The organism is Ochrobactrum sp. PL_is483 (genome assembly GCF_055816855.1).
The window spans coordinates 221,723-234,875 of record NZ_JBVPGS010000036.1 but is presented as its reverse complement, the minus strand read 5'-3'; the positions used below and the strand labels follow the sequence as shown (position 1 = coordinate 234,875).

At 60.9% G+C, this 13,153-nt stretch carries 12 protein-coding genes, 1 tRNA gene and 2 pseudogenes; 2 read left to right on the top strand and 13 right to left on the bottom strand.

The features are described 5' to 3' along the window. Nucleotides 1-72: 72 nt before the first annotated feature. The 3 genes from AC0TNJ_RS12840 to AC0TNJ_RS12830 form a co-directional block, all read right to left on the bottom strand. Nucleotides 73-237, bottom strand: coding sequence for a hypothetical protein (locus tag AC0TNJ_RS12840; RefSeq protein WP_192798561.1), 165 nt, complete (start codon nt 235-237; stop codon nt 73-75). Between the two features lie 459 nt (nt 238-696). Further along, complete coding sequence (locus tag AC0TNJ_RS12835) at nt 697-1,173, bottom strand: hypothetical protein (protein WP_473767960.1); 477 nt, start codon at nt 1,171-1,173, stop codon at nt 697-699. A gap of 95 nt (nt 1,174-1,268) precedes the next feature. After that, nucleotides 1,269-3,398 carry a ParB/RepB/Spo0J family partition protein gene (locus AC0TNJ_RS12830; protein ID WP_473767961.1) on the bottom strand — a complete coding sequence of 710 codons (2,130 nt, stop codon included), beginning with the start codon at nt 3,396-3,398 and terminating at the stop codon, nt 1,269-1,271. A gap of 160 nt (nt 3,399-3,558) precedes the next feature. Between AC0TNJ_RS12830 and AC0TNJ_RS12825 the strand changes: the two are divergent. Beyond that, nucleotides 3,559-3,936: pseudogene (locus AC0TNJ_RS12825) on the top strand (class I SAM-dependent methyltransferase); the annotation flags it as partial. Between the two features lie 72 nt (nt 3,937-4,008). Here the strand turns inward: AC0TNJ_RS12825 and AC0TNJ_RS12820 are convergent. From AC0TNJ_RS12820 to AC0TNJ_RS12785, 8 genes and pseudogenes are all read right to left on the bottom strand, one after another. After that, nucleotides 4,009-4,435 (bottom strand): annotated as a pseudogene (locus AC0TNJ_RS12820) (ImuA family protein); the annotation flags it as partial. Between the two features lie 182 nt (nt 4,436-4,617). Beyond that, nucleotides 4,618-6,678, bottom strand: coding sequence for an ATP-binding protein (locus AC0TNJ_RS12815; protein ID WP_473767962.1), 2,061 nt, complete (start codon nt 6,676-6,678; stop codon nt 4,618-4,620). Continuing rightward, nucleotides 6,675-7,205 (bottom strand): hypothetical protein, encoded by a 531-nt coding sequence (locus AC0TNJ_RS12810; protein WP_473767963.1) that lies wholly within the window; start codon nt 7,203-7,205, stop codon nt 6,675-6,677. The genes AC0TNJ_RS12815 and AC0TNJ_RS12810 overlap by 4 nt, the downstream gene beginning before the upstream one ends. Further along, entirely contained in the window at nt 7,205-8,440 is a 1,236-nt protein-coding gene (locus tag AC0TNJ_RS12805; RefSeq protein WP_473771349.1) for an SIR2 family protein, read from the bottom strand. The genes AC0TNJ_RS12810 and AC0TNJ_RS12805 overlap by 1 nt, the downstream gene beginning before the upstream one ends. 108 nt (nt 8,441-8,548) lie before the next feature. Next, complete coding sequence (locus tag AC0TNJ_RS12800; RefSeq protein WP_473767965.1) at nt 8,549-8,899, bottom strand: XRE family transcriptional regulator; 351 nt, start codon at nt 8,897-8,899, stop codon at nt 8,549-8,551. A 41-nt stretch (nt 8,900-8,940) separates the two neighbouring features. Then, nucleotides 8,941-9,219 carry a hypothetical protein gene (locus AC0TNJ_RS12795; protein WP_473767966.1) on the bottom strand — a complete coding sequence of 93 codons (279 nt, stop codon included), beginning with the start codon at nt 9,217-9,219 and terminating at the stop codon, nt 8,941-8,943. 56 nt (nt 9,220-9,275) lie between these two features. After that, nucleotides 9,276-9,575 carry a helix-turn-helix domain-containing protein gene (locus AC0TNJ_RS12790; protein ID WP_473767967.1) on the bottom strand — a complete coding sequence of 100 codons (300 nt, stop codon included), beginning with the start codon at nt 9,573-9,575 and terminating at the stop codon, nt 9,276-9,278. A 51-nt stretch (nt 9,576-9,626) separates the two neighbouring features. Then, nucleotides 9,627-11,045: a tyrosine-type recombinase/integrase gene (locus AC0TNJ_RS12785; RefSeq protein ID WP_473771348.1), complete on the bottom strand. Its 1,419-nt coding sequence runs from the start codon at nt 11,043-11,045 to the stop codon at nt 9,627-9,629. 157 nt (nt 11,046-11,202) lie between these two features. Here AC0TNJ_RS12785 and AC0TNJ_RS12780 point away from each other — a divergent pair. Next, a tRNA-Leu gene (locus tag AC0TNJ_RS12780) sits at nt 11,203-11,285 on the top strand. Nucleotides 11,286-11,350: 65 nt separating this feature from the next. Here the strand turns inward: AC0TNJ_RS12780 and AC0TNJ_RS12775 are convergent. Next, on the bottom strand, nt 11,351-11,689 hold the full coding sequence (locus AC0TNJ_RS12775) for a hypothetical protein (protein WP_473771347.1): 339 nt from the start codon (nt 11,687-11,689) through the stop codon (nt 11,351-11,353). A 132-nt stretch (nt 11,690-11,821) separates the two neighbouring features. Further along, nucleotides 11,822-13,105 (bottom strand): cystathionine gamma-synthase family protein, encoded by a 1,284-nt coding sequence (locus AC0TNJ_RS12770; RefSeq protein ID WP_473771346.1) that lies wholly within the window; start codon nt 13,103-13,105, stop codon nt 11,822-11,824. Nucleotides 13,106-13,153: the final 48 nt, after the last annotated feature.

Sequence of the window (13,153 nt, the reverse complement as noted above, 5' to 3'; positions counted from 1 at the left end):
TGGCGCCGGCCGCGCACCCATTTAGGCCCGGGCGTGAGGCGCTCCGGGCCGTTGATGTGAGGCGATTGAGCCTCACTGGAAGGGATCGATTTCGAGCTGGATCATATCTTCGTCGCCATCGAACTCGGAAGCGACCATGGCCGCGTGGGTGCCGTCTCCGGCCTGGAACACAACGATCGAGACCATCAGGGTGGCGGCGAGGCTGGCGGCGAATGCAGTGGCATCTGCATAGGACATGGTTCCGGCTCCTGTCTTCTGGAGGCGGGGGACCATCCCCCGCACGACAGGCGCCCGAAGTGTCCGACCGGATCGGCAATCACCCTCGTGCGTTCGGGCATGTCCCGAATCCGCGAGGGCGGCACGCTCGCGTAAGCCGACCCTTCACGGGTTGATTGATGAGGAGCCGGATCGGACCAAGGTTAGCGAATGGAAGCGGGGGATGGTGTTTCGCATCTGACCGGGGCCGGTAACCCCTTATGTAGATGCAGCGTTTCGCCAGCCCTGGCTATACACTGATCTTACTGCAAATCGTGTTCCCTCGCTTGCGGAGTGTGACGCGGACCTAGCGCCGGCCGCTGAGTACAAAGGCGTCCTGGAATTGGCGAGGGCATGATCTGGAATAGCCATGCCAGACCTGCTGGTAACAAAAATGGCCCGCGGTCTTTCGACGGCGGGCCAGGTGGCAGGATCGGTTGGTCAGGCGGCAATGCGCCCTTCGACGACATCGGCGCCAATCTCGTCGGCCGTAATGTCTTCGAGACGCGCGCGCCTGTGACCGGCCTTCGCCAGCCAGAGCTCGGCGGCATCCCGACTTTCCGCGAGATGCAGAAGTTCAACGTTATCGCCGATATCTTGCAAGACGCGGACCTGCCCGACCTGCGGGCGTTCGACGACGCGGAAGGTCAGGCTACTATCGATGCCGTAGGTCCGCATGATCGTGACGAGGATGATGCCACCCTGGCCGAAATTGCCTTCATGCAGCGTGAAGCATGGCGGACTTGAATAGGTCGGCCGCTCGCGGGCGGGTTCCTTGCGGACAAGGCGGCCGACGCCATTGTTCCGCTGCCATGCGGCGAGCTTCTTGGTGAAGCGCGCAGGCGGTTTGGGCTCTCCATTGGCATAAGCCACCAAGGAGCCAAGTGGGGCGATGTCGAAAACAAGTGAAGCAGACACGGGTGTGGTCTCCAAAAGATTGACGGCCCGGCAACTGTCGGGTCCGATGGATGAAGTGGGAGAAAGCGAGGCGGCCGGGACCGCCCCGCAAGTGGTCATTCGGCCGCGATCAGGTGGGCCGTTTCGACATCGTCACGGTCGGCATCGTCGTCACCGCCGGCGAGGAAGTCCGGCAGGGCATCGACGTCGTCCCGGTCGGCGCCACCTGGTGACGCCGGTGCCTCGTCGAACAGGCGCAACGGCTCCGGCAACCAGCCGGTGTCAGCGAGCAGGCGCTCGGCCTCCTTGGCCATGTCGCCCTTCTTCAGATGCTCGATCAGCGAGGCGGCACGCTCCCCGGCGCCCTCTCGGACGGCTTCGAGAATGCGGGGCTTGGTGACGCGGCCAAGGTAATTCTCGACCGTCGGACGCCATCCAGCGACCACCACCATGTCGAGACCCGTTGCGCGGGCAAGCCGGTCGGCGTGGGCCAGTCGCTGATCGAGGCCATGCTGGGAGATGCCGCTACCGCTGAACGGGTTTGGCTTCTCGTAGAGCGCATTGACGCCATAGGCGACGCAATGGGCGAGCAAAGCCATGCGGCTCGCATCGTCGAGCGCGGCGATCCAGTCCCACAACGCATTGTCATCGGTCGGCAGGTCCGCCTTCCATTCCTCGTAGCGCGTCTGGATTGCCTTGGCCGATAGGCTGTCCTTGAGATCCGCGCCCTGGGCGCTGAAGAAGTGGTGGCGGACATTGACCTCCAGGCAGCCGTTTGGACGGGAATAGTTGTAACGCTCCGTCACCAGCCGGTGCAGCAGTGCCGTCATGGCGACATTAGGATTGTTGGCCACGGCGTCATGCAACGCCAGCGTCCGATGCGCCGTCAGCTCCGAAACCAGCCGCTCAGGCAGCGGCTTGATGACCTCGGTCTCTTCTTCCTCCGGCTCGGCCGGCTGGCCGCCGACGATGATAACCGCACGCTGTGCGTCGGGAATCGAAGTCGACGGATCGAAGGAAGCGCTTTGTGCACCCTCCTCACCGTCCACGGCCATGGGCGCCTCGTCCTCGGCACGGACATAGCCGCGATCGACAGACAGGTGGCCTTCGCGATCGATGCTGATGAACACGCCGGCGCGGGCGATCTCTGCCGGATCGTAGACGACGGGACGATCCTCGAAAGCGGCGAGCGCGGTCTCGATCTCGCCGATACGCTCGTCGACCTCGTCGGGATATTCGTCGGCTTCGGCATATTGGGCTTCCAGCGCTTCATATTCCGCGGTCAGGGCATTGAAGCTCGCTTGTTCCTCCTCGGTCAGTGGAGCCGTGGTGCCGATCAGCCGGCGCAGGTCGTGGCCGTAGCCATAGGGGACCTCGACACGGGCATCGACCCACTTCCAGCCCTCGGCGCCGATCGCTTCGGCTTCCGCCTTCAGCTTGTCGTCGGTGAGTTGGTCGAGCAGAGCGACATCCTGCAGCCAGCCGCCATCGTCGGACTGAAAGAGGTCGTTCAACACGATGCCGCCAGCGGCCTCATACGCGTCGATTCCGACGAACTGCGCGCGCTTGTCCGATGCGCGAACCGTGGTCTCGGTCAGCATGCGCCGGATCTGATGAGGTTCTTTTAACCAGGAATCCTTAATCGCCTCCCACACCTGTTCCTGGCGGGCATGGTCGGGATTGACGGTGAAGGCCATGAGCTGTTCCAGCGTCACGCCATCTTCCGCATAGAGGTCGAGCAGCGAAGGCGCGACGGATACCAGCCGCAGGCGCTGCTTCACGACATTGGCAGAGACGAAAAAAGCAGCGGCGATCTCTTCCTCTGACATGCCCTTAAGGCGCATGTCCTGAAAGGCGCGATACTGATCGAGCGGATGGAGCGGGGCGCGCTGGACGTTTTCGGCTAGGCTGTCGTCCTCGAGCAGAATGTCGCTGCCGGCTTCGCGAACGACGCAGGGCACAGGGGCCGTTTTCGCCAGGCGCTTGGCCTTGACCAGCAGTTCCAGCGCCCGGTAGCGGCGACCGCCGGCGGGGATCTCGAACATGCCGGTCTCCTTGCCGTCGGCATCGACGACAGGGCGGACATTGAGACCCTGGAGCAGGCCACGGCGGGCGATGTCCTGCGACAGCTCCTCGATCGACACACCAGCCTTGACCTTGCGGACGTTCGACTGGCTGAGGACCAACTTGTTGAAGGGGATGTCGCGTGAAGACGACAGAGTGATTTTCTGAGCAGCAGTGGCCATCGTGGTAGTCTCCGCGACGGGCGCCGAGAGCCTCTCTCTCGTCTCCAACCCGTCACGAAAACCCCGTCATTCCTCTTACTCTCTTTAAGATGATTTCGCCGGCTGATAGGTCTGGCAGGAAGTTTTGAGACACGTAAGACAATCGAAAGAAGGGGGCGGCATGTCGTCCATCACCTCGGGAAGCACCAAACAGTATGGCGACAGCCGGAAACTGGCAGCGCGGGCTCGGCTAAACAGCGAATATACGATAGCCGAAATCGGTTGGTTCGAATGGGTGGCGCAGAACCTGCCGATCAAGGAAGCAGATCGGATACTCGATATCGGCTGCGGCCCAGGTTGGTTCTGGCAAGCGGTTGCCCAGCAGCTACCGGCTGGGATCAGCCTGGCGCTTGCCGACCTGTCGGACGGCATGGTGGAGGAGGCGATGGACCGGTGCCGGCCGTTGCCATTTGCTGAGGTGAATGGTCGGCGTGCCGATGCGGTGTCGCTGCCGTTCGCAGATCACACATTCGACGGCGTGATAGGTATGCACATGCTTTCGGGATCAGTGTCACGGATGTGTCGCCATGCTGCGTCGGAATGAAAGGGGCAACCGATACAGGTCGACTTTGGCGGCGCCGGATAGCCGCGCAACCTCGGCGACGACGGCTCCGAGGCCACCGTGGCGCAACCCTTCTTCCATGCAGGCCAGGACCGTCTTATCGTCGCCGGCCTCCAGATAGACAACGCGATCGGATGAAAGCCCTGCCTGAGCCAATGCGGGCGCGAAAAGGTCGGGACGCGTGATGCACCAGAGAACTTTTCCGGATGTCCTGGCGGCTATGCCGGCGGAAAACAGCGCGGCGGCAGCACCATCGACGGCGCCGTTTCCGCCGCCGGCCACCTCATGAAGCGCGCCGCGTGCCAGGCCGTCGCCGGGCAGTCGCGAGTCCATCTCGGCGATCCCGAAGGGGAGCACCCGATCTGACGCGCCGGCTTCTGCCTTCGATCTTCTCGAACTGCGCACGCAAAGACTCTATGGCGGGCTCGGGCCGCAAGCTCGTTCCTGACCTCCGATGGCGGATTGGGTTTCATGTTCTCTATTTGTTCTTCCTTTTAAGCGGGAGAGTCAAGAAAGATTCATCGACCCGTTCGATGGCAGGCTTCGACTTTTCGCCCCCAACAGAAGTGGGCGATCGTCCGGTAGGCTCGCAGCGCTTGGGGGTTCCCCCGCAACTGATCAGCCTCCACTCACCATCTGAAGGCCGCCGCGCAACACTCCGACAGGCATGGGCGGGACATCTTCAGCGATTAGAATGCTCGTCGCACCTTCCGGACCGAGATCGATGTCGTATCGACGCCCGGGCTCGTCAGTCGTGCTGATCAGACGCCGGCAGAGAAGATCGGCGAGAGCAGGATCCTCGACCGCGCAGACGATCTGCCGGCGATCCAGCCGCAGCGCTGCAAGAACCTCGACGAGGTGGAGAGCCCTGAAGTCGTCGATGTGCTGAACAGGGTCATCGAGAAGAAGGGAACGCAGGGGCGTCCAGGCCCGCGCCAGATGGACCGACAACAAGAATGCCAGGCCGGCCGCGCGCCGCTGGCCGCTGCTGAAGACGAATTGGGGATTGAGGCCGTCTCCGACCTTCAAGCTCAGGAACCGTTTTATGTCGCCTCGGATGCTGTAGTCGATGGTGCGCCAATCGGCGTGAGGTCTTAATCGCTGGTAGAGCTCATTGAGCAGCGGACTGATCTGCGCCAGCCGTTCATCGATGATCTCGGCGCTGACACGTTTGACCGAACGCTCCATGTCGCGGGCGTGCGATAGTGCAGTTTGAGACTGGCCGACGGCATCCGCGAGGTTGTTGAGTTCTTCGCGCAAGCCTTCGATATTCTTCTCGATCGACGCCATGCGGGAGACCGACTGGGATGCCTCGAGTACGAGCAACGCTCTTTCGAGCTCAATCAATCTATCGCGCTCGGCCTCGACATAGCCTTCGAGCGCATCAGGGTCGCTGAGGAAGCGTCGGTCGATGTTCCAACGCTCGAAGAGGGCGGCATGAGTTTGCTCGGCCGCGCGCAAATTGCGTTCCTCGGCCTGGTGGGCTGCAAGATCGGCCTCAGCTCTCGTAAAGTTGGCTGAAGCCTCTCGCGCCTCGTCGCTGGCCGCGCCCAGTGTGCTGCGCGCTTCTTGAACACCCGAGGATAGGCTCGATATCCGCCGTCGCGCCGCGGCCAGACCGGCCGCGAATTCCTCGGAGGTTCGGTGGGCGGCGCAGAGTGGGCAATGGTCGTCATGGACGCCAAGGCGCTCGCCATGCTCGACGAGCATCGCGAGGGAGGCGGCCACAGCATCGGCATCCTCTTCTCGCGCCAGTAACGCTTCGGCCGCGGTGACTGCCTCAAGAGCGATGTCCTTTGCTTGCCTCGCCGCGTTCAACTCGGCTATCGCGGATTGGCGAGCTGAAACCGCTTCGGGGGCATTGAAGGTTTGCTGGAGCGTGAGGAGTTCTCGTCCGTCTTCGATCGCCTCTGCGATCCGAGCCGTGCGCGCCCGCCCCTCTGCCAGGGCGGCGCGGGCGGCCTCAAGGCGCGCGACCATTTCTGTCGGCGCGTCTGGCACGGCGGCGCCTATGACCGCCAACGCGGCCGAGACGTCACCGGATCGGCTGAGGGTGGCCTGGATTTCGGACTGCTGTGTCAGGCGTTCGCCCAACCTCGTGCGTGCGGTTTCATAGGCCGCTTCGTTGCGGGTGTGAGCGGCATCGGCCGCCGCGACGACCTCTTTGGCTTTAGCGGCCGCCTCCGATCCTTCGAGTGCCCCGAGGGCGGAGCGGACGAGATCGAAACGCTCCGTCTCGGAAAGATCCAGGCTCAATGCCGCGATCCATTCGTCTCGAATGATGGACGTTCGGGTCAACTGGCGTAGCGCGTCGTCCGGCGCAGGGCCGCTGCAGAGAACTGCGTGGATTTCCTCGGGAGAATGATCCGCGCCGCTTTCGCGCGTCCGAGTGATCGTGAATGGCTCGCCATCGTCTCTAATGAAGGAAGCTGTGACGTAGTACGCCTTCGGTATTCCCGAGCCGCGCCACCAGAGATAGTCGGCGAGGCTCTCCTTGGCTGCCTTCTCCACGGTGTATTTCTCGATCAAGCCGGTGATGGCGAACTCGACGGCGTCGCATAGGGTGCTCTTGCCGACGCCGTTGCGGCCAGTGATGACGGTGAAGCCGCTCCCGAAGTCTATCCGCACCTTGTCGCGGAAGCCCCGGAATCCGCAAACCTCTACATAGTCGAGCTTCATGATTTCGCTCCCAGGATGCGGGCGACGTCTGCTGCCGGCGTTTCGTTGAGGAACGCGGTAACAGCGTCGGCGGGAACATCCTTCAATCGGGCGCGAAGGCGGTCTTCGAAGTTCGAAGCGCCCAACATTGGTTGCGAGCGGATCGCCATTAGCGGGAGCAATGCTCTTTCCACGTCCTCGGCCGTCGTCACCGCAATGCGGGCGATCTTGCGGGTGAGCGTGAAGTCCTCTTCTATCCGCTCGATGGCCCGGGCCAGCGCGGGCGCGCGCTCAGCGGTGAGGAACACCGAATACACGTTCCATGCCTTTGTGCCGGCTCCGCGCAAGGAGGCGGCGTGCCGCGCCAAGGCTCCCTTTTGGCCAGCCTGCCAACCGGCCATGAGCGCTTCAGCGGTCTCGAAAATATGGACGAAGCCCATGACGGCGGCGCTCTCGAAACACGTCACCGGGCCGTTCGGGCCAGGCCATGACCACGTTTCGTACTGCGCATCCCGGAGCACGATTTCCGCTTGAGTTGAAATGTCCATTAGATGTTCAACTCCGTTCTAGCGCCGTTCAGATCGAACCAGGCTCCGGTAGCGTCGGGTCGAATGAGGTCGCCGCTTCGTCCACCCCTGACGACATTGCTCGGGAGGCCGAGATCAGTAGCACCCACTGCGACAACTATATCTGACTCTACAGCGGCGGGGGGTTCGATGAACCGTGTCCTCAGGGAGCCAAGCACCGCCTCAGCTCCGTTGATCACCCGGATTCGGCGTCCGTTGAGATCATAACCGTCCGGGCGCTGCGTCGCACCGGCCTGACGGAGCAACAGGTGGAAGTATCCCAAGGCCTCAACGTTACCGGGTCGGATCCGAGTAGCGGGTTGCCCGACGGGAACGCCTTCGGCGTCCCTACGGAGTCCATATAGGGTCTCGCTGTCGTAGTCGGCGACGTCGAACCAGGCGGGATCACACTGGATGCCGGATGCCTCGATGGCGGCTCTGCCGGCAGCCAAGACTTGGCGTAGGTAGTTCGTCGAGAACGCTCGCCTCAGTTCATCAAGCACATCGGCGCCGGATTCGCGGACGTGCTCGAAATGCACGTTGTCGGCATGCGCGATTTGCCAGAGCTGCGGCGCTTTCTCTTCCAGCGTATCGGTCGGCGAAAGGTCCACGACGGTGACAGAGAGCGGCTGGACGTCAATCAGCGCTCCACCGATCACGGCATTCAGATATTCCCAGTCGGACCAAAAGCCGATGACGAGAAGGTCCTTCTGCCGCAGATTGGCTGCCATCCATGTCTTGCTGCGCTCGATGCGGGCGGAGATGACCGGGTCATCGAGCTGAGACGGCGCCCAGACGGTTGATCCACGATCGCGGTGCGAGCAACCATGAAACTTCAACAGAGGGGCTTGGTGGACCGCGTCGACGATGGCCTCGTCGCCATCGAGAGAGCCCCTGAAGTCGGCGCCGTAGTCCCAGGCCCTTCGCTCAATGAGCGTGTCGTAATTGCTTGATATGCCTGCTGCGGCCGCTCGCGTGAGCAGGAAGTCCGCGATCGCTGCGTGGCCGGCGTTTGACGGACGAACAAACGAGCCCCACGGGACCAAGTGATCGATGAAAATGGACTGGAGGGTGTTCGTAGCGGCGAAGTGCTCGGCCAGCGCCTCCAGGTTTTCGCGCAGTCCGACATCGCACCCGGCATCCACCTCGAGCCGGTACTTGTCGAAGCAGTGCTCCGCGACTGTCTTTGCCGACGGCAACCTGCTCGGCGGAGCCATCGAGAGGCCCGCCCCGCACACTACCAGCAGGCGGCCAGCATTCATTGAAGCGAGAAGTCGCGCTAACGTCTCTGGACTCAAATCCCATTACCCCCCAAACGCAATTTCTTATGGCTTTGTGCTCCCGCGCCTGGCGGGCTTTGGGTCTCCTGAGCGAGCAAGGTCGCCAAGATGTTGTATCCTGACCGGCGGTCGCGACGGCAACTTGACGGTAAGCTCCAGCTTCCCGCCGATCGCCTCCACGTAGCCGCGTAGGGTCGACAGGTACATGTCGGCCTGCTTCTCGATCTTGGAAACCGATGGCTGCTTGATCTTGAGGGCGGTCGCGACGTCTTCCTGCGCCTTTCCGGCGATCTGACGAAGCTCGCGAAGGCCCTCGACCTCCTGCTTGAGGTCGTGATAGCGCGCTTCGATCTCCTGCTGCTCGTTCGCAGGAAGGTCGGCGATGATATCGATCATGCCCCGCGCCATCTCAATTTCCCTTTGCGGTTTTCAGCTTTCTAGATGCCCGGAGAATCTGAAACCCGGTTTTGCGACCATACGCCGAGAGAAGACTTCCGACTTCCGCGGGGTCTGTCACCAGCGACGAGCAGGGCTGCCGGACGATGTGGATCGACGGCGAATGCTGCTCGCCATTCGTCGGCTGCTTCAAAGCTCAGTTCCTTCATGTTGGAGTGCTTCGAACCTTTGAACGCGTCGGCATAGAGCCGGCCAAACTGTGAGCCGCAGTCGGTCAACAGCTTGGTGACGGTGATACGAACCTCGCGCTCGTAGGCCAATCCCTCAGCTTCGAAGGCTGCACGGAACTAGACTTCCGCAAGATATAGCTTTCAAGCTATAAGGCGTCAACGGCAAAAATCCGCGGTGCTGTAGGAGAGGCGGAAGTCGATCGTCGGCAGCTTTCCGCCCAGGCGTCGAGGTCAGAAACAGCATAGCGGACGTAACGGCCGAATTTGTAGAATGCCGGCCCACTGTCGAGCGAGCGGTAACACTCGAGCGTATGGGCATCGAGTGCGAGATACTTTGCCGCCGCTTCTGTATCGACAAAGCGGACAGGACCGGCCTCGTCGACATGGACGGCGCGTGTGAGAAGTTGAGCGGAGGGCCACTTCGCCCGATTGTTCGGTCGTGCCATGGGGTGTTCCTTTCTGATTCAGGGAGTGTTTACGGAGCTGTCGGATGAGGCCTATTCGGCCGCCTCCGTCGCCTCGGCGCGTCGCGTACCCGGCGGGACAGCCCGGTTGTCACCAGTCCGGTGCCTGAATGGACGATAGTTTCCGAGCTTAGTCCTTGAGGTGTACTTGCCATCTTCAAATCCGGGAGGCGGTGACGCCGGTTCCTGGAAGTCCGGAGCCGTTATGATCGGGGCGACGGCCTCCTCTGTCGTGTCACATCCGGCGGAAGGGTGAACGGGCGGAGGAACGATCGCACCGATCCCTGTGACCGAACGCCGATTTGCGGCCACTGCGTCGGCGGCCATTCGGACAGGATCGTCTTCCGTGTGGACGTACCGCATGAACTGCGTGACCGTCTTATGCGCAGTCAACGCCATGCCTACCTTGATGGGCGCTCCCGAGTTGGCGATGTCGGTGGCGGCACGGTGGCGAATGCCATGCGTGCCGACATGAGGGACGCCGGCGCGCTGAAGAATGCGTCGCCAAGCCTGGGAATAGGTGTTGTCGGTCATCCGCACAGAAGGGTCGAAGATCGACGGGCAAACGAATGGCGAGTCGCCGAAGCGCGGGGCTTCGCTCAACAGACGATAAGCTTCGGCGCTGAGGGGCTTGGTCATCACGCCGGTCTTGCTGTCCGGCCACGTCACCTTTCGCTGCTCAAGATCGACCCAATCCCATTCGAGAGCAAGGATCTCGGACATGCGGGCGGCGAACTCAAATTGGAGGCGAATCGCGAGGACGATGAAGGGATGTTCCAAGCCCTGTCGATCGGCTTGATCGAGATAAGTGTATAGCTTGCGCAACTCCTCGTCGGTGATGAAGCGTGTCGATCCCTTCTCGGCGTACTTTTGGACATGCCGGCAGGGGTTGGAGCCGTCTGGACGATACCCCCAGAGCTCTGCGAGGTTGAACATCTTGCGCAGGAGGGCGAGCGTCCGGTTTGCGATGATAGGCCGATCAGCCATTCCGGTCATGAACTCAGAGATATTGGCACGCGTGACCTCGTGGACCTTCAGGCGCCCGAGCCGCGGGACGATATGGTTCTTGATATTCGTCTCGTTCCCTTCGACAGTTCTCGGCTTGTTGTGGAGCTTAGAATACTCGTCTATGAACTTTGTGCACATCTCCTTCATGGTCGGCGCCGTGCGAGCCGCAGTCTTTTCGGCGCCTGGGTCGCGGCCTTGCCGGACCTCGGCGAGCCAATCCTGAGCGAGATTGCGCGCCTGGTCGACGGTCAGTTCGCCAAACCGACCCAGGGCGGGTTTCCGACGGACACCGGAGTTGCTCACATATTGCAGCATGAAGATCTTGCCGCCGGCGGGCGTGACTTTCAGCATGAAGCCAGGTACGATCGTATCCCGGAGTTCATAGTCGCGGTCCTTCGCAGTTGCGGCGTCGACTGCGGTCTTGGTTAGCTTGATTTTGGCCATCTATTGTCTCCAACGCACAAAAATTCAGGAGCCGAATAGGGGCATTTAAAGGGACGGCTCCCGGCGATTGCCGAAAAGCATGGAGCATTTTGAAAGCCACCAAGATCAAGCTAAATCATTGATCGTAGTAGATTTTCGCAAATGCGGATACATAACGGCGGGGTTGAGACTAGGCGACTTTTGCGGGCTCAAAATCCGGTTCCGAAAGGAGTGTCGGTTCGATTCCGACCACCCGCACCATTCTCATCAATCAATAATGGTGGAAAACTGCGAAGGCATTCAGCACACCTCCGCAGCAGGCCGTCTCAGCGCTTCAGCAATTGCTTCATTTCACTGCCATTCACGCCATATTTGCTCTCGGCAATGGAGCAGACCTTCTTATCCGGTACATTCTGATAGCGCAGCTTTGCGCTCTTATAGCCGTCCAGCGAGCCCTCGATGAAGCTCTTCGCAGTTCGCTCTGGATTACACTCCCTGTTGTAAGCCTTGTTTGCCATACAATACACGAACACTGCGCGCTCGGCATCAACCGCCTTATATTGAGGACAGCGAGACTGAAAATATCGCGCTTCGCCCATATGATGATCGGTTCTGAACTGTTCTGGAATGCGATTGGTCGTGCAAGCCGTGAGCGCCAGAAGCAACCCGGCGCCTAATATAAATTTACCCCTCATTATCCCTCCAATATGTCTTGAATTGACCATACTGAATTAGCATTGGGGCCTTCTTCGAGAAAGCAGCGACAACCGGTCGCTGCTTTCTGTCGCATAAGGTTTTCAAGCCGCTTCGAGCGCTTGCGCGAGGTCGGCAATCAGATCCTCGGGATGCTCGATGCCGATGGAAAGCCGGATTGTCGATTCCAGCACACCGATGCGCTCTCGCACATCGACGGGAACGCCCGAATGGGTCATCGCAGCAGGATGGCTTGCAAGCGATTCCGTGCCGCCGAGACTGACCGCAAGCTTCAATATTTGCAGCGCATTCAGGAAACGGAAGGCTGCCGCCTGTCCGCCCTTGATATCGAAAGAGAACGTCGATCCTGCCCCCGTGCATTGGCGCTTGAACAGCGCACCAACATCCGAATTTTCATCCTCGAATGGAAGATAGTGCAGCTTCTCCACCTTCGGATGGTCGCGCAGAAATTCCGCGATTGCCAGGGCATTGCTGTTGGCGCGCTCCATGCGCAGCCCGAGCGTTTCAAGCGAACGACCGAGCATCCAGCAGGAATGCGGATCGAGCTGCGTTCCAATAGCGCCGCGCAATGCCTTGACCTGCCGGACAATGGCCTTCGCGCCCAGGACCGCCCCGGCAATCAGGTCCGAATGTCCGCCGACATATTTGGTCAGCGAATAGACCGAAAGGTCCGCGCCATGGTCGAGCGGCTTCTGGTAAACCGGCCCGAGCAAGGTATTGTCGCAGGCAATGATCGGTCGATGTCCCTGCTTTTGTTCGATTTTTTCCGCGACCCGCCGGATGGCGGCAATATCGACAATGCTGTTGGTAGGGTTGGCAGGCGTCTCGATCAGAATCACCGAAACGCGCCCTTTGGCAATGGCTTTTTCAGCCGCCTGCTCTATCGAGGCTTCATGCACGCCGTCAGCGAAGGCGACAGCCTCGACGCCGAAATTGAGAAACGTCTTGGCAAGGAGTGTCTCTGTGCCACCATAGAGCGGTTGCGAATGCAAAATAACATCGCCGGGGCGCGCAAAGGCAAACAGCGTCGTGGCGATAGCCGACATGCCGGATGAAAACAGCGCGCAGCTCTCGGTGCCCTCATAGACGGCCAGACGGTCTTCAACGATCTCGCTGTTGGGATGGTTGAAACGGGAATAGACCAGACCCGCACCCACACCAGCGGGCGGTTCCTTGCGACCGGAAACGAAATCGAAGAAATCGCGCCCGTCTTCAGCCGTCTTGAACACAAAAGTCGACGTCAGAAATACCGGCGGCTTGACCGCTCCTTCAGAAAGTTCCGGGTCGTAGCCATAGTTGAGCATCTGTGTTTCAGGATGAAGCGGATGATTGCCCAACATGGTCTTTGAAGGCCGTGGCGCAGTCATGAATACCTCCTTGAGAAAACCCTCCCGTCCGTATTCGGACAGGAAGAG